Annotated in this window: 15 protein-coding genes; 4 read left to right on the top strand and 11 right to left on the bottom strand. The window is 62.2% G+C overall.

What is annotated here, in order from left to right; genetic code table 11:
• Window positions 1-147: 147 nt before the first annotated feature.
• The 3 genes from ACLB6G_RS13300 to ACLB6G_RS13310 form a co-directional block, all read right to left on the bottom strand.
• The gene (locus ACLB6G_RS13300; RefSeq protein ID WP_410356662.1) at window positions 148-1,548 is read right to left on the bottom strand and encodes a cytochrome P450; all 1,401 of its coding nucleotides are present in this window, start codon (window positions 1,546-1,548) and stop codon (window positions 148-150) included.
• A gap of 36 nt (window positions 1,549-1,584) precedes the next feature.
• Entirely contained in the window at window positions 1,585-2,292 is a 708-nt protein-coding gene (locus ACLB6G_RS13305) for a lysophospholipid acyltransferase family protein (RefSeq protein ID WP_410356663.1), read from the bottom strand.
• Between the two features lie 302 nt (window positions 2,293-2,594).
• On the bottom strand, window positions 2,595-9,464 hold the full coding sequence (locus ACLB6G_RS13310; RefSeq protein ID WP_410356664.1) for a peptidoglycan-binding protein: 6,870 nt from the start codon (window positions 9,462-9,464) through the stop codon (window positions 2,595-2,597).
• Between the two features lie 263 nt (window positions 9,465-9,727).
• Between ACLB6G_RS13310 and ACLB6G_RS13315 the strand changes: the two genes are divergently transcribed.
• Together ACLB6G_RS13315 and ACLB6G_RS13320 are read left to right on the top strand one after the other, a co-directional pair.
• Complete coding sequence (locus tag ACLB6G_RS13315; protein WP_410356665.1) at window positions 9,728-11,017, top strand: PAN domain-containing protein; 1,290 nt, start codon at window positions 9,728-9,730, stop codon at window positions 11,015-11,017.
• Between the two features lie 191 nt (window positions 11,018-11,208).
• On the top strand, window positions 11,209-11,835 hold the full coding sequence (locus tag ACLB6G_RS13320) for an SDR family oxidoreductase (RefSeq protein ID WP_410356666.1): 627 nt from the start codon (window positions 11,209-11,211) through the stop codon (window positions 11,833-11,835).
• Window positions 11,836-11,935: 100 nt separating this feature from the next.
• Here ACLB6G_RS13320 and ACLB6G_RS13325 read toward each other — a convergent pair whose 3' ends face one another.
• From ACLB6G_RS13325 to ACLB6G_RS13360, 8 genes are all read right to left on the bottom strand, one after another.
• Complete coding sequence (locus ACLB6G_RS13325) at window positions 11,936-13,471, bottom strand: right-handed parallel beta-helix repeat-containing protein (RefSeq protein ID WP_410356667.1); 1,536 nt, start codon at window positions 13,469-13,471, stop codon at window positions 11,936-11,938.
• A gap of 152 nt (window positions 13,472-13,623) precedes the next feature.
• Window positions 13,624-13,899: a putative sulfate exporter family transporter gene (locus ACLB6G_RS13330; RefSeq protein ID WP_410356668.1), complete on the bottom strand. Its 276-nt coding sequence runs from the start codon at window positions 13,897-13,899 to the stop codon at window positions 13,624-13,626.
• Window positions 13,900-13,934: 35 nt separating this feature from the next.
• Window positions 13,935-14,396 (bottom strand): MarR family winged helix-turn-helix transcriptional regulator, encoded by a 462-nt coding sequence (locus ACLB6G_RS13335; RefSeq protein WP_410356669.1) that lies wholly within the window; start codon window positions 14,394-14,396, stop codon window positions 13,935-13,937.
• Window positions 14,397-15,500, bottom strand: a complete 1,104-nt coding sequence (locus ACLB6G_RS13340) for an Acg family FMN-binding oxidoreductase (protein ID WP_410356670.1) — start codon at window positions 15,498-15,500, stop codon at window positions 14,397-14,399.
• Between the two features lie 279 nt (window positions 15,501-15,779).
• Entirely contained in the window at window positions 15,780-16,562 is a 783-nt protein-coding gene (locus ACLB6G_RS13345; protein WP_410356671.1) for an enoyl-CoA hydratase/isomerase family protein, read from the bottom strand.
• 57 nt (window positions 16,563-16,619) lie between these two features.
• Complete coding sequence (locus ACLB6G_RS13350; protein ID WP_410356672.1) at window positions 16,620-17,738, bottom strand: mandelate racemase/muconate lactonizing enzyme family protein; 1,119 nt, start codon at window positions 17,736-17,738, stop codon at window positions 16,620-16,622.
• A 440-nt stretch (window positions 17,739-18,178) separates the two neighbouring features.
• Entirely contained in the window at window positions 18,179-18,961 is a 783-nt protein-coding gene (locus ACLB6G_RS13355; protein WP_410356673.1) for an SDR family NAD(P)-dependent oxidoreductase, read from the bottom strand.
• Window positions 18,958-20,649, bottom strand: a complete 1,692-nt coding sequence (locus ACLB6G_RS13360; RefSeq protein WP_410356674.1) for an FAD-dependent oxidoreductase — start codon at window positions 20,647-20,649, stop codon at window positions 18,958-18,960. The genes ACLB6G_RS13355 and ACLB6G_RS13360 overlap by 4 nt, the downstream gene beginning before the upstream one ends.
• Before the next feature lie 143 nt (window positions 20,650-20,792).
• Here ACLB6G_RS13360 and ACLB6G_RS13365 point away from each other — a divergent pair, with 143 nt between their 5' ends.
• Window positions 20,793-21,695: a helix-turn-helix domain-containing protein gene (locus tag ACLB6G_RS13365; RefSeq protein WP_410356675.1), complete on the top strand. Its 903-nt coding sequence runs from the start codon at window positions 20,793-20,795 to the stop codon at window positions 21,693-21,695.
• A 94-nt stretch (window positions 21,696-21,789) separates the two neighbouring features.
• A complete protein-coding gene (locus ACLB6G_RS13370; RefSeq protein WP_410356676.1) occupies window positions 21,790-22,368 on the top strand; it encodes an NIPSNAP family protein in 579 nt (192 codons plus the stop codon).
• The last annotated feature ends 73 nt before the right edge of the window (window positions 22,369-22,441 follow it).

A 22,441-nucleotide genomic window follows, 5' to 3' on the forward strand; every position in this document is an offset into this window, starting at 1 on the left:
ATCCGAAACGTCGATCCGAAGCAACATTCCGGTACAGATCAGGGTTCCTTTATATATTCAATCTCTTGAATCTATCGCTGTCAATCCATGCTGAAGAGGGGCTTCGGGATTGGTGGCAGCTCAGATGCAGCAAGAACGGATTCCGCTCTAGTCGACAATCTGCAAGTATTTGTGGATGTTTCCGGTAAGCCGGGACGTTCGGTAGTTCCCGTCCAGCCTCTTGAGCATGACCGGAAGTTCGCGTCCCGGGCGTACTGTAACCGCGACCTTCATCGACACCGCTGATCCATCCGGAATCTCTGGTTGCCAACGGGCCATGACGCTCGCGATTATCGTTTTGAGAAAGGCGAGAGCGAACCAGATGCCCAGGCAACGCCGCGGTCCCGCACTGAAGGTCAGCCATTGATATGGTGATCGGGAGATGCTGCTCCAGCGCTCCGGAACAAAACGGTCAGGGTCGGGATACAGAACGGCGTCGCGATTTGTCATCCAGGCACTGATCAGCATCTGTGAGCCGACCGGGATTTCATGACCCAGGATTTCCGTATCGGTGTGAGTTTTTCTACGCTGGATCGGCGCGGGAGGAACCAATCGAAGCGCTTCTTTTATGACTCCGTCCAGAAAAGGGAGGTTCATTATCACGCTGATATCGGATGGAGATATGGAATCGTAGCCGCTTACCTCTTCGTGAAGTTTTCTCGCGACATCAGGGTGGGTGGCAATGAGGACGAGCAGCCATGTAAGGATCGAGGTGGACGTGTCGTATGATGCCCCGAGCATGGTCCAACCATAGCCGGCGATACGGTCCGCTGATGCCGATTGTCCAAATTCATCCGGTGCATTTGTTATTGTCGACAGCACATCCGACTTGGCTTCGAAACCGTCCCGCGTTTTGCCCCAATCGACGATTGCATCGTAGGTGGCCTTGGCTTGTCGATGCAGTTTCGAAAATGGTGGCCTGCCATATTTTGCCGCAATCAGACTGGCGAGCGAAGCTCCGCTCAACCTGCCGTGTTGTTCCACCATATTGGCGGCGTGGATACCTTTGACGATATCCGGATCTCTGAACATTCCTTGAGATGCCAGAATTTTCATCAGGATGTTGATCCGGGGAATAATATTGATGACTTCATCCGTCGGCCATCGATCCAGTTGATCCATGACGACCTCGGAAATGACAGGGTAGACTTCTTCGACGATTTTTTTCCGAAACAACGGCCCGAACAACTTTATATAGTGTTCATATTCCGCGCCATTCGCGCTGAAATAGCCCTGCCTGAGGTGATTGTGGGTAGAGTTTCTATAGCCTTTGACTATTATGCCGCCGTTCCGAAAGGTGTCATAGTTTTTCAGGATCTGCTCAGCATATTGCGATCCCACGACGTGAAATATTGGCGCGCGTTTCTTTCTTGTCGATAACGATATCTCGGTGAAGTTGCCATGACGACTTGTGATGGCACGTGAAGCCGACAACGGATCAAATAGCAATTGCGCAATGGCTCCATAGGCTTGGAGCCCTTTCAACCTGGTGCCAGTTGACATCTGCATCTCGTGCGACTTCCTTTGAATGGGCCTTTGGCCGTTTCATGGTCTTTCGGCGGGCATGATGACCGAGCGTCCGACCGTTCGGTCGGCAGTATCCGTCAGTGTATTCATTTGATGTTCCAGAGCACACCGGACTTCTTCGATCTGCGCAGGAGAAGCCATGCGATCGACTTCGATGGGGGTACCAACAATGAAAACGCCGCGTCCCAAGGGGAGCGGCAACATGAAGCGGTCCCAACTCGAGAGTATGATGGCATTCGAGCAGGAATAGGCCGCCGGCACCAATGGACAACCGGATAGCTTCGCCAATTCAACGACACCTGTCTTCACCCTCATTCTCGGTCCACGCGAGCCATCGGGAGTAAGGCCGACGCAATGGCCAGAAGCAAGCACCCGGAGAATCCTGCGCGCAACATTCGAAGCGCCGGCCATTCGCGAGCGTTGTATCACGTTGATCTTGAATCTTTCGGCCGTAGCGAGCGCAAGTCGTCCGTCACGGCTTGTCGAGCCGACAACCCAAAGCGGCCTGGTTGATGGCCAGAATTTGGGCATCATCAATTGCCGACCGTGCCAGACGCAAAGGATGATGGGTTTTTCGCCCACGAATTCTTGAAGCGTGTCGTTTCGGGCATCAAGATACTGCCATCGATTTGAATAAAATACCATATTTATATATATTCTTCCAAAAAATGAAGCAATATTGCGCAAATAAGGATTGGAAAGAGCACCTCTTATATTTCGTTTCAAGATTCTCGCCCCCCAACTTTTTGATCTTTATGCTGCACTGCAAAACAAGATGCACACGACATTATTTTATAAATCAATGCACTAGGAAATACGCATCCGATCCTGCGCGCATGTTTTTCGAACAAATAGCGATCCGGCCGATAGCGGGCATCGCGGACATCAGCATCGCTCACTTCGGCCGCTTCCGTCCGCATGGCCCACCACCCGGGCCTCTGTCGGTCAGCCACGGCCCGGCGCCGGTCAGGACGGCGGAATCATCGTCCGGCCGACGCGGCCTGGATCCTGACACAGGCCGCGCCGTCTTACCTGATAGGCACCGGAACCGGTTGCGGCCGGATCATCTGCAGCCTCATGCAGCTGAAGCCCGCATTGTTGGGCAACGGAATCCTCGCCATGCCGGTCGGGCAGACGCAAATCCCGCGGACCATCGTTCCGCCAATGCATTGCGGCTGCGCCGGTACGGGGGTCGGCCGGTTAGGCACCGGAGTAGGCACAGGCGCTGGTGCAGGCAAGCAACGATAGTGGTTGCGCGCGAGCCTCTGGCGGTTCCAGCCGCGTGGGCAGATGCACTGGTTGCGATTGTCGACGCGACCGCCCTCGCAGACGACCGGCGACACTTGCGGCGGGCTGCAGCGGTAATGGTCGCGCGCGAGCGTCTGGCGATTCCAGCCACGCGGACAGACGCACTGGTTGCGATTGTCGACGCGACCGCCCTCGCAGATGATCGGCGAAGGTTGCGGCGGCGGATTGCAACGATAATGGTCGCGTGCGAGCCTCTGGCGGTTCCAGCCGCGCGGACAGATGCATTGGTTGCGGCTGTCTACCGACCCGCCCTCGCAGATGACCGGCGAAGGTTGTGGCGGCGGGCTGCAGCGGTAATGGTCGCGCGCGAGCCTCTGGCGGTTCCAGCCGGAGGGACAGATGCACCGGTTGCGGCTGTCCACCGACCCGCCCTCGCAGATGATCGGCGATGGTTGCGGCGGCGCAACTATGACGCATTCGCCGTCACGCTCGACCATCGGACTTGGGCAAACACACTCGCCACTGCCGCGCATATGGGTGAAGCCGGGCCGGCATTCCGGCAAGACAACCGAGACGCAGGCGCGGTCATTGGCCGGATTGATATCCTCGGCTTCAGCGCCGCCGCCGAGCAGCTTCGACAGCAGGGCGCGGTCGATCCGTGTACCGGGAGAAAGATTGAGGTTGGCAATTGCCGCATTCGCCGCATCGCGGGTCTTTCGCCCCATGATGCCGTCGATCGGGCCCGGATCATAGCCGAGTTGATCGAGCGTGCGCTGGAGCGTTCGGATGTCGTCGCGCGACAATCGCAAATCGCCGGCGTCCGGGCGATAGATCTCGACGCAGTTTTCCGCCGAACGGTTTCCGCCGCGACGCGGCAGGGTCATGTCGAGCGAAAGCACGGACAGCACCTGCCCGCGACCGGCAACGACCGCGCCCGGCTCCACGACACAGTCGATCGTCTGGCCGGACTGCGTGCAGGATGCACGCCCGGAGACGCGATTGAGCGTCGCGCCGGCCACCGACAAGGTGTCGCGGATGGCAATGCGTCCATTGAACGGCGTGTTGTTCTGGTTCGAAACCGTGATCTGGAACCGGCAATTCTCCTGTCCGTCGCAATTGCCGACCGTGCGCTTGGCAATCGCCAGATCGAGCGGCTTGACAATGGGCACGCAGCGGCCGGCCGCATTGCGTTCCAGCCCATCGGGACAGGGCTCTGGCCGTGGCTTGGCGAGAATTGTCGTCGTGAAACACGCCCGCTTGCGCATCGGACCGGGCTGCTGCTCGATTGACCCGGGAGAAGACTTGCGTATCCACTCGATCGTGCTGCAGGCGGTCTTTTCCAACGGGGTTTCCGGCGGCTCTTTCAGGTCGGGAGCGACCGAGCCTTCGAGACGAACGGCAATCTGCTCTCCGGGCTGAACGAAGCAATCATCGGCCCGGCATGTAAATCCGGTGGCCTGCGGCGTGGAACAGGACCATGCCGATGGCAAGCAGCCGCTCGCGGTTGAACTGATCACCGGTTTGGGGAATTGCGACCCGGCCGGGAGGGTGCCGTCGATCCTGAGCGGTCCGCGATAGGCCTCTTCCCGCACGGTTGCCGTGAACTGGTAGAAGGTGCAGCCGGGCGGCGTGCAGGTTCCCGTTCCGATGGCGTCGTAGTCAATGTTGCTGAGATCGGCCATCGACAACCGCGCCCTGTAGCAGGAGGCATGGGGAGCCTGCTTCAGCACCTGGTTTTCGACCTGCACGTAGGAACAGTTCACGATCCATGGGTGCCGGCGCTCGGAGACCGTCAATTGCGTCTGTGCGTCGACATGCTGGTACCAAGCCGGCGTGGCCCGGATCGACAGATCGAGCTGAATCGACCCTCCGGCCGGAATATGGGCATCGGCGATCGTACAGATTGCCGGATTGCTGCCTTGGCAGGTCCATCCTCCGGGCGCTTTCGGGAACCAGTTGTCCAATTTCCATCCGGTCGGCAGTTCCTCGCGAAGCGTGATCGGGCCGTCATAGGGCTGCCCGTTCGTTGCCGACACGGAGATCGTGAAGGCGCACAGGTGATCGAAGCGGCATTCGTGACCCGCCTTGCTTCCACCTGTCAGTTCGACATCGCTCGGTCCGGTCTTGGTAATCTTGAGATTCGGCCGCAACGAAACCGTCGAGCATGCCTCGCGGATGATCGTGCCATCGGTCGTGCGCTCAAGCGTGTCGTCGTCGAACGCAGCATCGCGGAACGTCGGCAGGGCGGATTCCAGCATTGCATCGGTGATCTCGCCGGTTTCGTCGAGCTTGCCGTTGCTGCCCTTGATGCCTTGGTCCTTCTTGTAGGCCATGACCGCGGCAATTTCCGCGATGTTGAGCGGAGTGTCGGGCTCGGAAAGCAGGTCATGGGTCATCTGCTTTTCGGCGATCAACAGACTGCGCACGAACGAAAGCTTCTTTTCATAGCTCCACGATGTGGGATCGGTGTCATACAGTTCGATCCTGGCGCAGTTTTCGAGCGACGCGTTTGACCCCGCCCACATCTGGCTGATCGTCGCCGAAACGCGGATCGTCCGGCTTTCGCCCGGTTTCAACGGTGTGTTCGTGGTGCACAGCAGGACTTCAAGCGTACCTTCGCGGCCGCAATTCAAGGCCGGATCGGCATCGATCTTCTTCACCTCGATCCCGTCCGCGCTGTCGGAATGGTCCCAGATTTCCAGCAGGCCCTCGTAGGCCCCCTTCCCTTCGTTGCGCACGGTAATCGTGAAGTCGCAGCTTTCGCCCGGCACGCACAGTGCCTTGTCGAAGCGCTTGGTGATCGTCAGTTTCGGCGGGTGACCGATCACCACATTCACGCAGGATTTGTGATTGGCGTCCTTACCATTTGCCGGCGGTGTTTCGAGGAAGTTGATCGCGGCGCAATTCTCGACGATGCCGTCGGGCTGGTTTGAAGGAATGTTGAGCTGAAGGCCGAAACCGAGGGTCTCGCTGCTGTCGAAGCCGCTCGTCGGGAAAAACTTGCTCTTGAAGGCATCATAGGTGCAGACCGTGCTCGCTCCGGCCTTGGCGCAGCTCCAGAGGCCCTGCGTCCCGCCACCGGCAAAACTCCAGCCGGCAGGCAAGGTATCGGTAACGGTGAACTTGCCCTTGTAGACATTGCTGCCAACGCCAGTGACGTTGAGCACGAAATCGCAACGTTTGCCGGGTTCGCATGTGGTGAGCAGGTTCTTGTTGATCTTCAGGTCCGGGCCGGATTCCTCCCCACCGAGAATATCGGCGGTTTCGCCAGCGGCTTGCTGTTGCCCACCTCCGGTCTGGCCGCCTGTCCCGACCGAAATGTTTCCTGGCGAACTGGAGACCGTCTGGCCCGGCGTGACGGGCCCGACCTTCCTGCCGGTCTCGAGCGTAATCGAAACACAGGTATCCGGCAGGATGCAGTTGTCGTGCACGACCGGATTACCCGATGGATTGAACCCGGCCGGCGCCTGGAAAGACCACTGCGTCTCGATGGTCTGTCCCGCCGGTACCTTGACCCAGGCGCCGCAGTTCCAGACATCGGGTTCAGGCTGCGAGCATTTCCAGTCGGCTGGCGGCGTCAGGATCCAGCCGCCGGGCAGCCATTTGTCGGCAAGTAACACCCCGCCATCGAAATCCGCGGTTCCTTCGTTGCGAAGCGAGATCGTGAACCGGCATGCCTCGACATTGTAGAGGCAGGGCGTGGTCGCAGACTTGACGACCTTGATCACGGGCGTACCCGATTGCTGGCCGTCGGTGACAACGGCCGTCAACTCGTCGCAATCGGAGTCATTGGCGCTGTTCTGGTCACCTTGCATCTTCAGGGACAGGGCGGCGCAGTTGCGCACCACGAAGGCACCGGGCTTGTCGACCGGCGCGGACCGGAGCATGACGGAGGCCTTGACGCTTTCGCCAGGCGCAAGGTTGCGCGGTGGACCGAAGCCGCAGGACAGGAAGGCACCCTTGGTCTGGCAGATCTGCGCTCCGCTCGCGCCCTCATAGGTCCAGGCGAGCGGCATCAGGTCATCGAAAATGATCGGCCCGAAATAGGTTTCCGTCCCGGCATTGGTGATCGTGACTTCGAAACCGAACGGGCAGGCATCGCCGACCCGGCAGTCGGTATTCGCGGTGGCCAGCGGCCCGGTCAGCGCCGGATGCACGAAGCGCTTCTCTATCTTGAGGTCGACGCCCTGGACCGGTTCTGGCTCCCGCAGCGTGACGCTCACACAGGCGCGATCATTGTCCGCGCGCTGGTCCTGCACAGCCTTGGACCAGTCGATCTCGGCGCAGTTGTCGACCGTGCCGGTAAACGTGCCGGGCGGGGTCGTGGTGAACAGTGAAACGACCGACTGCCCCGGCGCCAAATTTGCCTGCCGCCAGCAGGAGAACCGGTCGCCGCCGCCAACGGTCAGCATGCACCACCAGCCCGGTTTGACCGCGGTGAACGTCCAACCCGCCGGCATGATGTCGACATAGGAAACCGTCCCGGCGAAATTCGCCGTTCCGTTGTTGGTAATCCGCAGCGCGAACAGGCAGGGCTTGCCCGCAGCGCATTCGCCCTGTGCTTCCTTCGTTATCGCCAGGTCGTAGGGAAGCGCCTGTTGCGGGTTGTCGAATGTCAGCTGGGCACACCCCTCGTCATTGGCCGGGTTGACGTCGATCGCCCCCTGCCCGTGCTGGATGACCGCGCAATTGTTGATGATGCCCGGCACCTGGTTGGCCGGGATCTTGACGTCGAAGGCGACGACTTCGCTTTGCCCCGGCTCGAGCAGCAAGCCCGGATGGATGCAGGACGCTTCGGCGCCGAACTGGTTGCAGGACCAGAGCGAGCCTGCGGGACCCCCCGACGCCAACGCCCAGTCATTGGCAAGTCCGTCGGCGAGGCGCAGCGCGCCGGTATAGGGCTGATCGCCAACATTGGTGACGACCAGGACAATCGAGCACGTCTTTCCGGGAAAACAGGGCTGCGGCACGGCTTTTTGAAGAGCGAGGTCGGGCCCGGCGGCCGGTGCCGCCAGCGGCTGCTGGGCGGGCCACCAATCCTGGCCCTGGGCCTCGGGTGGCCACCAATCCTGCTCGCCGCCTTCCATCCAGTCGGGATCGCCCGCAAGCTGCCATTCGCCAGCAGCCGGATAAGGTGCGATGATTTCGACATCGCCGAGCTGCGCCATGTCGCCGCTATCGAGCGCGATATCGGGGATGACCGGCGGTTCGGCGCCCTCCGCGGCCGGTTGCGGGGATTCTGGTTCGCAGGAGTCAGGTTCGGCGCAGAGATTGTCGGCCGAATGCCAGACGGTACCAGCCGGCGCGTCCGGATCGATCTGCCCGTTCCGGTATCCAAAGCCGAAATCGACGCCGCCAGCGGCGTCCTGCCCGATCGGCAGCGACGAGGGCCGCCCCGATGCACCGATGACGGCCTGGACGACGGGCTCGTCATCGGCCGTGGCGGGGTTCCACTGACCGCCATCATCGAGGACCCAGCGCTGGGTTTCCCTGCCACGGTAGGCCGGACGGTCGAAGGCTGGCCAGGATTGCATCCCGGACGCGTCTTCGGTGACGATCAGGCCGCGGTTGCGGGCGAGCGCGAGGGTTCGCTGATCGACTGTCCTTGGAAAGGCGATGTCGGATATCGCGAAACGGTTGGCGGCCCCTTCCCCTTCAACAGGATCGCCGGGCACGACAAATTCGCGCCGCGCGGTTGTCGGCTTGAACTGGCCGACCGCGTTGAGCTCGACGGACCAGATCGCATTCGTCTTGTCTTCAGGCGACGCGGCTTCGAAGTCCGGGTTGCTGAAACCGGTGTCCGACCAGACCGCGTAGTAGGCGCGCACAGCGCCGGTTCCAGTGTCGCGCCGCACGGCGAGGCCCCAGACGCGGCGGCGGAAGTCGGCAAGGTTCCAGCATTGCGGCGTCGAGACGAACGGGCCTGCCGCGCAGTCTTCGATCTGGGCCGTCGTTGCAGGATCGAATTCGACGACCGGCAATGCACGCACCTCGCCGGTGGCGGCATCGAGGAAACCGGACCGGGCATGAAGGCCGTGATCGAAGCGGTCTCGCTCGACGCCGTCATCGATACCGAAGGCATGGATCATGCCGGTCTCCAGATCGGAAACCAGCAATTGGCGATGGTAGGGATCATAGGCGATGTTGCCGAGGCTGGCACCGGAGTTTTCGCGTCCGGCAAGGGTTACGTCTGCGAAAATCTCCGGCTGGTAGCCGTTGGCGGCATCAAGCTTCCATATCGTTCCCGGACCGCCGCCCGGTCCCCACTGCCCTTCCATCCAGCCATCATCCGTCCGGGCGAGGCCATGGATCGCGGAAGCGGAAAGGTAGATGTTCGCAGGTATCGCATCGTCGGTGGCTGCGCCGAATATCTCGCCAACCTGGCCGGCGGTGACCAGCGGCTGCTGGCTTGCCGGCTCGCCGCTATCCGCCTGTTCAGGCGTCTGGAGGTCGAGGACCTTTGCAACCGCGCCATCGGCGTCGATCTGCCATTGCCGCGTTCCGTCCGATGCGGTGACGTCCTTCGCGCCGGAGAACTTGGTGACAATGGCATCACCGGTTTCCGGAAGACCGTCCAGGGCCCATGACGGCGCAGCATTCAGCGACAACACCAGCGTCAGCAACCAGGCAAAGCTCGCACGCATCGTCATGTTCCTCCCTGACTGACGAAAGCATGCCAAAGGATTGCCCCGGACAAATTGACGACCATCAATGGCCAGGGGATCAGGTCCCGGGCCGGACGCCGGGAAATGACAATCGTCAATGAAAATGGACAAGCCTGGTGATGTGATAAGGGTTGGCGTTATGAGATGCAGCGGTCTATGACCCGCACAACCCGTCGAGCGGCAAAGGAAGAAGTGTGATGCAATTCCCTTCGGCCATCGCGTTCGCGACACGGCACATCCTGACCGCGATGGCGGCGGCAGGACTGGTCCTTGCCGCTGCAGACGGCGGCCTTGCGTGGGAAACCGACACCAATCGGATAGGCGCGACCTATTCCACCATCCCGCTCGACGATCCGGGCTCGGCCGCAGAAAGCTGTGCAGCGCTATGTGTGAAGGATGCGCAATGTCGCGCCTGGACACTGGTGAAAGAAGGCAACCCGGATCTTGGCGCCGGCACGTTTTCGTTGTGCCTTTTGAAGAACGCGGTTCCGGCCGCCGTTTTCGACGAGTGCTGCATATCGGGCGTTGCAGCAGGCGTCGAAGCGACCGAACCGTCACAGGTGAATGAAAGCGACGAGGCTCCGGTCCGACCGGATGCGCAATCCGCCGCGACAATGCCGGAGGGCCCGGTCACGGTTGAGATGTCGCCCGAAGTCGTCCCGGTCGGCAAGTGGCCGGAAGGAATTGCTCATGACGGCTCCGGGCTTTGGCTGGCCATGAGTGGCGAACGCCAGCTTTACCGGACCGATCCCGAAACGGGCGAGATTGTCCGGCGTGTCAAGGTCGGGCGTTTGCCGGTAAGACTCGCCGCCTTCGGCGACGGTCCGGTCTATGCGACGGTTGCCACCGACAAGATCATCTGGGCACAGCCGTCCGAGGGAAAAGGTCGCGCCATCGCCCGCCTCAAGGACTATCCGCAGTCGCTTGCGACCGACGGTGAATCGGTTTGGGCTCTGACCTGGGTGAACGGGTCTTCGAGCCAGACCCGCGTCGAACGCATCGATCCGGCAGGCGGCGAAACGACCCGGTCGGACATATTGCCGAGGAACGGTTTCGACGTGACGGTTTCAGGCGACACCGTGTGGACTTTGCATCGTCTCGACGGTGAAAACCGCAGTATGGTGGTCGGTTTGAACAAGGATACGCTTGCCGAAGAGATCAGCGAGGAAATCGACGGATTTCTGATGCTGCTCACCGCGGGCGAGCACGGGAATTATGCCGCCGGCGGCCAATCCACGAGCGGCGGCCTGATTGTCCGGCTCGATCCGCAAACCGGCGTGGAGACCGCTCGCCACGAGGGCGCCGCGCCGTTCGCGGCGGTGACGACCGGCTTTGACTATGTGATTGCCGCAGACGGCAACGGTTCCGTTTCCGTCCTCACCGGTGACGACCTGACACTGGTGCAGACAATCAACCTGACCACCGGCCCCGTCCGGCCGCAGGCGATCCTGGTTTGGGGGGATCAGTTGTTCATGACGACGCATTCCGGTACGGAAGATGCCGGCTCGTTGATCATTGTAAACGGCTGGAGACCTTGACACACCGAAGAGTCCCGGCAGATCTCAATTGCTCGAACTCGGTCAGCGAATGGCGATGAGCTAATCCGGCATGGCAACAACGTTCCTGGAGGACTTCCTGCAACCGAACAGGTCCTGCGGCTCTTCGTCCTGACAAGGCAGCGCGTGGTTGGCGCCGTCTGCAACGACCTGCCCGCTTCCCGTCCGTTCAGATGAAAAGCGGCACCAGCAGCAGGCCAGCGGAAACCGGCGCCGAGTGCCACTATCTTGATATGCGCGACCGTGACGCAGTCATGGCCATGCTGCGGCCCCTGGCACCGGATTTCCTGATCCTCGCACATGGCGCACCTGGTCGCACCGGAACGCTTTTCGACCAGCCAGCGGAAAGCGCCCAGCGCCTGGTCGACGTGAATATCCTGGGAATTCAGAATTGCCTGGGAGCGGTGGTGCCGGCAATGATTGAACGCAATGACGGGCATGTCGTCATGATCGGCTCAGTGGCGCTCTACCGCAGCCTCGGACAGCCGGTCTATTCCGCCACGAAGGCAGCGGTCCATTCGATGGCACGCAATCTCCGCATGGAATTGTTTCCGCACCGGGTTCGCGTTACCGAAATCCGGCCAGGCGGCGTTCGTTCCGGCATGCATGCGGAAATGTTTGACGGAGACATCGAAGAAGCCAGTCGCCGTGTCTATGACCCCGTGCATTGCCTGACCGCCGATGAAATCGCCGAAGGTATCGTTTGGGCATTGAACAAGCCGGCGCACCTTTGTGTCGCTGAACTTGAGATGACGGCCACCGGGCATGTCATCGGCGGGGTTCGCTACAAGGGAATGTAGGGAAACCGCAACATGCCCGTTGATCAGGGGCTGGCACCACTCGCTATTGCCCTTCGCCGATCGCTGCATGGCGGTTCAACTCTCTGGTTGTCTGCCACTTTCAGCGCCTTGTCACGTGGTCGGCAGCAACCGGAAAACGGTCTACGGACGTTCCGCCGGGGATCGCATGGTGGGCCTCCGAAATGCCATCCCCGTTCCGGTCCGCGAAACCCTCTTCCGGTTCGTCGAAATCGCCGTAGCGGTTGCCGTGTTGGCCGTCGTCCCATGCGTTTGACCCGGGCTTGTAGGCGTCCCGCATGGCCTTCAAGTACATCTCGCGCGCGGCCTTGCTGGTCCGCATCTGCTGCTTGACCTGCTCGGGTAAGGGCAAGGCTTCGATGATGGCATCCATGTCGTCGACGGCTGGCGCCCGACCCGAATTGTCGAAGGCATTCATCCGGCTGCCCGTGATGTCGTTGCGTGCAAGGACATTCCCGCTGGATTGACCGGAGAGCGGCGCCGGCGACCCGATCCGGATACCGTACTCGGCATTGTCCGTGACGGTGTTGCTCTCGACATGATTTCGGCCGGAGCTCTCAATCGCGATCCCCGCACGATTGCCGGCAATCCGGTTGGACGACACGCGAATGGTGTTGACTGCGACCATGCCGATGCCGCTTCCCGCATTGTCGTAGCTGGAATTGTTTTCAACGCGGCTATCCTCGACATAGCAGAACAGGTGGATGCCGGTGCCGATACCCTCCGGATTCACCTTGGCGACTGCCTTGCCTCCCAGGCCCGCGGTCACTTCACGTTCGACCCGTTCGATCATCGCCATGTCCGGCTTGCGTTCGATACCGGTCAGGTGAACGGTATTGGACAGGATGCTGACGCGCCGGGCATACCAATGCGCGGCAATCCCCATGGCCGCATTGCCACGCACCTCGTTGTCCGAAACCATGATGTCCTCGGATCGGATTGCCGTCTTCTGGTCCAGGGCCATCCGCGCGACGGCTTCCGGATCGGTCGCGCGATCAAGCAGCGAACGCCGTTCCCGGTGCAGCATGTCGACCAGTATGCCGGTGCCATTGCCGTTCACCGTGTTGCCGGTGATGCGATGCTTGCGGCCGCCGAGGATCTGGATGCCGGCATGGTGATTGCCTGTGACTTCCGAACTCTCCACCACCGAACCCTGGCCGCCCAGCATGAGGATTCCCCGGTCATTGTCGCGAACCTCGACCGCGCGCAGCGTGACATTGTCGGCTTCGGCACGGATGCCCGCCGCGCCCCAGTAAAGGAAAGGGTCCGTCTCGCGCCCCGAGTTGACGACTGCGATGTTTTCGACGGTCGTACCGGGAGCCTGGACGACCAGCACGGTCCCGTTTCCGTTTCCGTCAAGAACCGGTCGATTGCCGCCCTCCGGTATGCCGCGCAAGGTCAGCGGCACCTGAATGGAGAAGTTTCCCCTGTGAACGCCGCCGCTCACCTCGATCGTGTCTCCAGCCCGCGCCTTGTCGATGGCCGCCGTCAGCGTGTCGTAGGCGATCCCGGTGGAGGCGTTTCGAATGCCTTCCGCGCTGGCCGGCAGCGATATCGCGGGAAACGTGAACAGAAGCGCGAGGCAAAGGCGCGCAGCGGTCCGTCTGCAATCATTCATGGACATGTTTATCCCCGAAAACCGGTTCCATCTGGTGCATTTTCCGGTGAATTCGCATTGATTGCCATCAATCCGGCCGGATGACCGAGGTGCCAGGACGGCTTGGACATACTGGCTGATTGGCGGCGCCCGAGGAAAGGAAGAACCGCGGTTCAAGGCCTTGACCACACAAGGGCAACGGAAAAACCCGGCAGCACCGCCGTCGCGAAACCGGCCATGGCCATCGGCAGGATGAAGGCGATCGGCCCGAGCAGCACAACGCGAAACAGCTTCACAATCATTGCAGTGCCTCCCGTTTCCCTGGAAACGGCGTAGCCCTCCCCCACCACCTGCGCCACATCGTGCATCGTGGCACCGATCAGGATGCCCGTTTCGCGTTCGGAAAAGCCGATTGCGGAAAACAGGGCCGGGCAGGCGACCATCGCCATCGTCGACAGCGCCGCCACGGCGATGACGGTGAAGATCAGCTTGTCGTCGCGTCTTGAGCGTCGCGCGCGTTGTCGAGATACTGGCGAAGCCTTGTCAGGCCGGGAAGCGCGGCCTCAGCAAGGCCCGGCAGGTCCTGCTCGATCTTCGAAATGTCTGGCGCAACCGATGCGATCACCCTGTCCCGGAACATCCGGCCCGACGGCGTCAGCCAGACCTGCTTGGAGCGTGCGTCGCGCGGGTTGGGCCGTTCCTCGACCCAGTTGCGCTTCTTCAGGCCCGAGAGGGTGTGGGTCATCGTCGTCTTCGGCACCTGGAAAGCCTGTGAAAGTTCCAGCGGAGTCGCGCCGTCGCGCACCCGGGCAAGGTGGTTCAGCACCGCGAAGTGAGAAACGAGCACGTCTTTCGGCAAGCGCGACTGGAGGATCGCGCTTGCAAGCTGGTTTATGATTCCGACCTCGTTGAAGAGCCGGAACAGGGTTGGAACCTCGTCATCCATTCAGCTAACGAGCTTGTCCTCGAGGCGCCAGCGCGGCGTTTGCGGAATCTTCGGGCCGTAGCCCAGTCGGCCAAGCATCTGTACCGTCTGTCCGGGGGTGGCGTAAAGATCGTGGATGCGCTGGTACGGGCCTGCCATCTCTGGATATTCCTGGAGGGCCTGGCTGACGGGATGCAGCGAAAGGCCAAGGGCCGTTGTCGCAAGATTGAGCCGCAGCCAGCGCGCGCCGGCCTCAAGCTGGTCGCGGCGCGTGTTGCCGTCGGAGACCTGCAGGACATAGGCCGGCGTCCGCGCCATCACCTCGCGATAGATGTCGGCGGTCATTCGCGCCCCCATGCTGTCGAGCGGCAACTGGTTCTCCTGCGTGATGAAGCCAAGTGTCCCGCCGAGGTTGAAGAACGCACCCGTGAGATCGATGCCGTCAGGTGAGGCATCCACCTGACGGGCGCCAATGCGAAGGAGGTCGATGCTCTCCTTCCAGGTACGGGGGGTCTCCATTTCGATGACCCATGCTTCCCAGGTGAGGTTTCTCAGCGCCTGCACGGCGTCAGCCCCTGTCACCACGATCCCGTGTTCCCGGAGCGCGGCTATGGCATCGGCCGGCACCGGCCGGTCCTCGAACGGCTCCTTGCATGACCGCCGTTCCGCGACTGCGGCGTACAGCGGATCAGGCGCGGCGGCCCCGGGCACGAAACGCGCGATCGCCACGCGGCCTCCGTCTTCGCCGTCCGGATAGACGGTCAGGTCGACCCCGTACCCGGCCTGCGCCGCGGCCATGCGCATCAGTTCGATGAAGCAACCCATCCCGATCGTGATCTGGCGGCCGAAAGGGTCGGTATGCGGAAGGGTCCTGGTCGCATCCATGGAGAGCGCGACCCGGTCGTCGCCGATCAGTTCCGCCTGCCATGGCTGCAGGTTGTGCGGGTTCGGTGCGAGAAGCGCCCAGGACAGGGCATTGCGCCTGATCTCCCCGTATTCGCCGGCAAGCTTCCAGGGCTCCACCGCGCGGGTTGCCGTCCTCGTCGCGACATAGCCCCCGCCGGCCGCAGCCAGCACCACGCCGCCACCTATCAGCGATAGCACCCTTCGTCTCGACACGTTCATCGGAAATCTCCATTTAGTTCGATATCGGATTAATTAATACGAAATCGAACCAACTACAAGAGGCATACCCTCGTTCGACCCGGTTTGCCGTCATTTCAGAGGGATGGGCTGGATTGGCGGATCACCAACCCGGCGGCGGGAGGCACGCAAGCGCCGTCTCACGCCCGGCAGTCTGCGGTCATCGCGACTGCGACGACGAGGCAAGTCTCTTCCAGGTCGCTGAAAGCGTCCGTCGACGTAATGATGAACTGAACGGCGGCGACGCGAAGCCGACCGGAATCACTGGCCGGTGAAGACCGGCTTGCGCCCCTGCAGGCTTGCAGCCACGCCCTCGTCGGCATCCGCGGTCCACTCGAACGCCTGGCGCAGTTCACCGGCCAGTTTCCGGGCGGCTGCTTCTCCCTCTTCACGCCGCAGCCGGATGATCCGCTTCGCGCCACGCAGCGCAAGGGGCCCATTGCCCGCCAGGGTACCGGCAAGATCGCGCAGGGCGTCAAGAAGTTCGTCGGACGGAACCACGCGATTGACGAGACCGATCCTTTCCATCTCGGAGGTATCGACCGGGCGGGCGGAGCAGATCAGTTCCAATGCCCTGGCGTCCCCGACAAGAGCGGGAAGACGAAACGGCGCGCCGGCGCCCGGGAAACATCCCCATTTCGCTTCGGGCCAGGACAGGCAACAATGGCTTGCCGCGATCCGCATGTCGCAGGCCAGCGCCATTTCCGCGGCCCCGGCACGCACCTCGCCGTTGAACCCCGCGATGACGATTTGCGGCAGCGCCTCGATGGCGTCGAACACTTCATTGGCGGCATGCACCAGGTCCAGGACGCCTTGTTTGCCCAATGCCTCCTTCAAGGCCGGGGTGAGCAGGCCGGTGGAAAAGAACTCCGTTCCCGCACCGGTAACCGTCATGACATGAACCGTGCGGTCATCGTGCAACTGACGGCAGATGTCACGAAGCCCTTCCAGCACCTCCCGGCTCAACCGGTTGCCGTCGTCCTGGCGATCGATCGTGACGTGAAACACGCCGCCCGACGACTCTGTTCTCAAACCGTTCGTCATTTCGATCTCCTCCCTGCATGATTGTGTCAGCGCTGCAGCCCGGTCAGCCCCGCAAGCTCAGGCAACTTGAAAGACCTCAGGTGAGACTTCGACGCCCAAACCCGGCCTGGTGGGTTTGAGAAGTTCGCTGTTCTCGACCGCCAGATCGCCTTGCATCAGCGGATCATCGAGCCGCAGAAAGCCGTTCATTTCGCCTGGCAATTTCAGGTTGGGCAGCGAGAAAGCGAAATGGGCTTCCGCGGAATTGGCGATCATGCCGGCGAGCCCGTTGCCGACGGTCATCGGCATCCCCGCCGCCTGCACGATTGCAGCGATCTTGCGTGCGGGAAAAATCCCGCCGACTTTCATCAGCTTGATCTTGATCGCATCGGCGGCGCGGCGTTCCACGATCCGCAAGGCATCCTGCGGTGTGCGCACTGCTTCATCGGCAATGATCGGGGAATCGATTGCAGCCGATATGCGCGCCAGACCCTCGACATCCCAGTCGGCAACCGGCTGCTCAAAGGCGTTCGCACCCGCTTTCTCCAGCGCTCGAATATGGACGATCGCGGTATCGGCCCGGAAGCCCGCCATATGCAGCGACTGGCTGAAATCGACACCGATGAAAACGTCCTTGCCGACCGCCTCGCGCACCGCGGAGATGTTTGCGACATCCTGTTCGAGTGTCCCGCCGACCCGAAGGTTGATGTATTTGAAGCCGTCCTCGACGAACCCCCTCGCCTGTTCGGCCAACTCGCTGGCAGGCAGGATCCCGAGATGCGGGGCGCATAGCGGAATGCGCTCCCGGGCCGCACCTCCGATCATCTCGATTACCGGGCGGCCGGTCGTCTTCCCCATGAGATCGTGACAGGCCAGATCGACAGTCGCGTGGGCATATAGGTGTCCGCGGGCGGCACGCTGCATGCGTTCGTGCAGGGCTTCCAGATCAAACGGATTGGCGCCGACGAGAACCGGTTTGAGCTTGCGCTCCACGACCTGTGAAATCGTCTCGAGATATTCTTCATAGGGGGAGTACATCGCCGCGCTGGTCGAACTTTGCCCGTAACCGGTGAGCCCGTCGTCGGTTTCGATAACGGTGATCACCGAGGTCGTCACCCTGCGGTTCACCAGGGCAGTGATATAGGGGTAACGCATCGGCACTTCGGCGGTATAGGTGCGGACATTGGTAATCTTCATGTGATCCTCCGTGAAGCAAGGAAGCAGAATCCAGGCGTTTGCATGCGTTTGCAGCGGCGATGTGAGTGCTCAGCCCGGTCTCGGTGGCCGACGTTGATTGATGGTGCATGAACGCCCCTTTCTTCATCCGGACAGTGGTTTCCCGGAACGCGTGGGCAATAGCGCGCCGTGCGGCCATCTGGCGTTTTGGTGCTTCCTCCATTCTTCGAACGGGATTTGCGCTTCATGCTGCTCGCAGACGATTTCGCCACAGAATGATCCGTCGCGGAACCGGAGCTTTCGCATATCCGTTTTACCGAAGTCTTCGATTCAGCCACTCTCGGCTGCATTCGTGTCTGCGGCTTGCGGCGGCGAATGAAAGCAGGCCGGCCGGCCGCCGCCGCTTCTCATGCTGACTTGCGTGACGAGGCCGCGCCCGTGCTTCCGGTCGGCTTTCCCGGTCAAGCGCTCGAATAGCCGGGCCGGGGAACATGGCTCATCAGTGTCTGGGAATAACCGCCGTCGACGATGATCTCCTGCCCGGTGACATAGCCTGCCCGGCCGGACGCGAAGAAGAGCACGGCATCGGCGATGTCGCTGACATGGCCGATGCGGCGCAACGGCACGACTGCTTCGCGCGCAACCCGGGTGGGTTCGTGGGCATAGAAAGCCTCCGAAAGTGGCGTGCGCACGAGGCCGGGCGACACCACGTTGGAGCGCACCCCGCGCGGCCCCCATTCATGGGCAAGCTGGCGTGACAGCATGGAGACGGCCGCCTTCGAGGCGGAATAGGCATTGGAATAGGCTTGCTGATGCTGGCCCGATATCGAACCGACATGCACCAGCGAACCGGAGCCGCGCTCCAGCATGGCCGCCCCGAAGCGCTGCGCACAGCGCAGATAGCCGGTGAGGTTGACATCCAGCATGCGCTGCCAGTCCGCGATTTCCACCGTGTCGAGATTGCCGGGCTTCAGGAAGGCGGCATTGTTGACCAGGATGTCGGCCGCGCCGAATGCGCCCTTCACCGCTTCAACGGCCTGCTCCACGCTGTCGTCGCTCGTCACGTCGCAGAGGATGGCCTTGCCGCCGGTTTCCCGTGCCGCCGCCTCCAGTGTCGCGGCATTCAGGTCGAGCAGCGCCACCCTGGCACCCGCGTCGCGGAAGGCCGTGGCAATCGCCTTGCCGATACCGCCACCCGCGCCCGTGACGACGGCGACCTTGCCTTCCAACCCGAGCCAGCTCATACGTCGACCCCCGCCAGGTGGCGGCCCGTGATGTAGCCGAAGGTCATGGCTGGACCCAGCGTGATGCCCGCACCCGGATAATTGCCGCCCATGATGGACGCGCGATCGTTGCCCACCGCGTAAAGCCCGTCGATCGCCGAGCCGTCGGCGCGCAGCACCTGCCCTGTCACGCTCGTGCGGAGCCCGTCAAACGTGCCAAGGTCACCCATGATGATCTTCAAGGCGTAGAAGGGTCCTTGCAGGATCGGGCCGACGCAGGGGTTCGGCTTGTGTCCGGGATCGGCCAGGTAGCGGTTGAAGCTGGTCCGCCCGCGCCCGAAGGCGGGATCCTCGCCGTTGACGGCGTGGCTGTTGTATTCGGCGACCGTCGCCTCCAGGCCGGCCGGATCGATGCCCGTAGCCCCGGCCAGTTCCGCCAGCGTGCTGCCCTTCTGGAGATAACCGCTGGCGACATGCGGAGCGAGCGGCACGGGCGCCGGCTTGGCGAAACCGAGCCCGTATTTGCGGATCGTCGGATGGTCGCAGATCAGCCAGGCGGCCGTTTCGGTCTCACCCTCGCAGGCGCGTATCAGGGCTGCGCCAACATCGTGGTAGCTCTCGCTTTCATTGGTGAAGCGCCTGCCATTCTTCAGAACGGCGATGATGCCGGGCTTGTAGCGGTCGAGGAGGTGCGGGAACGGACGGGTGCTGCCATCGCGCTGCGGCACCTTCGACACCGGCATCCATGCCGAAGTGTCGTTGAACTCGATCGGGGCATGACCGCCCACGGCCTCGGCCAGGCGGATTCCGTCGCCGGTATTGGAGTCCGGCACCGGCGAAAAGTGTTCGCCACCGCGCGCCAGGTGCGGATAGGCCTTTTTCAGCTTCTCCATGTCGTGGGCAAAACCGCCCGTGGCAATGACGACCCCCTTGCGCGCGGTCAGCCGGGCGCCGGGCACGCGAACGCCTGTCACGCGGCCATCCGCGACGATCAGTTCCTCGGCCGGCGTTTCCGTGTAGAGCGGGATGTCGAGATCGAACACCGACTTGGCAAGCCGGGCAGCCAGCGCATTGCCGCTCGTCACCTGGACACCCCGGCCATAGCGCGCGACTTCCGAGAAGTGCTTGACCATGCGCTTCGTGACATAGGCAAAGCTGCCGAAATTCTTCGTGGCGTTGAAGAAGTGCTTGATGTCGGCATTGGAGGAATTGAACATCATGCCCATGAAGGTGATCGTCGCCAGCGGCGGACGCAGGCGCTTCAGGTTGTCGCCCAGTGCCGAGGTGTCGAACGGCGCGGCCAGGATGGAGCGGCCGACATCGACCCCGCCCGGCACGTCCGGGTGATAGTCGGGATAGAGCGTGGGGACGAATTGCACCGCCGTCTCGCGCTCGAAGAAGTCGACCATCTCCGGCCCGGCATCGATGAAGGCCTCGACGGCTTCCGCAGAATAGTAGTTGCCGGTCTCTTCCTTCATGTAGGTGATGGCGTCGTCGCGGCTGTCGGCGATCCCGGCTTCTCGGGCATGGCGGTTGAGCGGAATCCACAGGACACCGCCGGAAAAGGCCGTCGTGCCGCCGAAGACCGGTTCCTTCTCGATGATGCAGACCGAAAGCCCGTTCTTCCTGGCGGTGATCGCCGTGGACATGCCGCCGGCGCCGGACCCGACCACCACCACATCATATGCCTCATCCTTTTCAGGACCCATGGCCCTCGCCTCCTCCTCTTGCAACCTGCATCCGATAACGCCGAAGCCAGGCGGCGGCGCCAATGGACAGGACCTGTTTTTTATTGGACAATTCATCGCAAGATGGCGAGGCGCAATTGCCGCCAGGGAGGATGTTGCAACGCGTGAGCACACATGCCAAGGGGCCGGTTCCCAGCTTTTTCCTTTACGGTGACGAACAGCGCGACCAGGATCTCGACACGTTGCATGTCGAGCCGATCCGCGAACGCTCCATGCGCCACGATTGGATTATTCACCCCCATGTCCATCCCGACCACGTGCAATTCCTGTGGATCGCGGATGGCCATGGCGCCTTTTCCATCGAAGGCGCGGACTATTCCGCTCAAAGCCCGGCGCTGGTTGTCCAGCCGGCAGGCTCGCTTCATGAAATCCGCTTCAGGCCCGGAACGGAAGGCCGCGTCATCACGGCGGCCGTCAGCTTCGTGGAAGCCGTGGCCGGCGGGGACCATCGGCTTGTCGATGTCACCCGGCAGCCTGCCGCGCATACGCTTCCAGCCGGCAGCCCCATGGTGGACAAGCTCGGGGCTGCATTCGAGGAAATCCAGAACGAGGCGCGCTGGGAGGAGGTCGGCCGGCGCATGGCCATCCGCGCCCACATGCTGCTGGTGCTGGTTGCCCTGCTTCGGCTCAGCGAGACCCGGCTATCGGGCACGCATGCGCGCCGTGACCGCGACTTCGAGATCGTCACCCGCTATCGCGGCGCCCTGGAGGCGCATTTCCGCAGCCAGAAGGGTCTCACCTTCTATGCCCGGTCGCTTGGCATATCGACACAGCGCCTCAACACGGCCTGCAAGGCAAGGGCCGGGCGCACGGCCTCGGAACTCTTGCATGAGCGGGTCATCATCGAAGCCAAGCGCAACCTGCTCTATACCGAGATGACCGTCGCCGAGATCGGTCACGCCATCGGCTATGATGATCCGGCCTATTTCAACCGTTTCTTCTCGCAAAGGGTCGGCGTGCCGCCCGGCACGTTCCGCACCGATGCCGCCACGACGCGGCGCGTCTGAGCGGAAGGATCGTGCAAGAGAAAAGCGATTTCGTCCATTTCCATCCCGCCCGGCGAAGGCACGATGCGGTCGCACACGACAGGAAACCGCCAGCATGATTTTCGAACTGAGGACCTATGACCTGAAACCCGGCAAGGCGCCGGTCTACCTGGAGTTCTTCCGGACCTTCGGGTTGTCGCTCGTCACGCGCCACCTGCCGATGGGCGGATACTGGATGGCGGAGACCGGCCGGCTGAACCGGATCGAGCATCTGTGGATCTATGAGGATTTCGCCGAGCGCGATGCCTGCCGGGCTTCGCTGGCCGGGGATCGCGCCTGGATGGAGGACTTCATTCCCGGCGCCTTCGCCGATGTCACCGGCCAGGCCAACCGCTTCATGGCGCTGGAGCGTTCGTCCGCCGCGCTGGACGCGGTCATCGCATCGCGGCGCCAGGCCCATGCGAACGAGGAGGCCGGCGCGCCGATGTTCGCAGCCACGCTCAATTCGCTTTCGCTGTCGGAAACCAGGCTTGACGGCGACGCCATCCTGGGGGCGTTCCGGACCGTTTCAGGGGAAGAACCCGGTCGGCATGTCACACTCCGGTCCGGTTCTTTCGACAGCCTGACGGCAGATACCGGCGGCCTGATCGCCCATGCCCTCATCCGCCCGCTGGCATTCTCGCCACTGGCCTGAACCCGCGCTCCAACCGGAATGTGTGACGCGCCGCTGCCTTGGATGACCCATCGGATGCGGGTCCGGCGAACGA

Source organism: Zhengella sedimenti, from assembly GCF_046506625.1.
GTDB classification, from domain to species: domain Bacteria; phylum Pseudomonadota; class Alphaproteobacteria; order Rhizobiales; family Rhizobiaceae; genus Zhengella; species Zhengella sedimenti.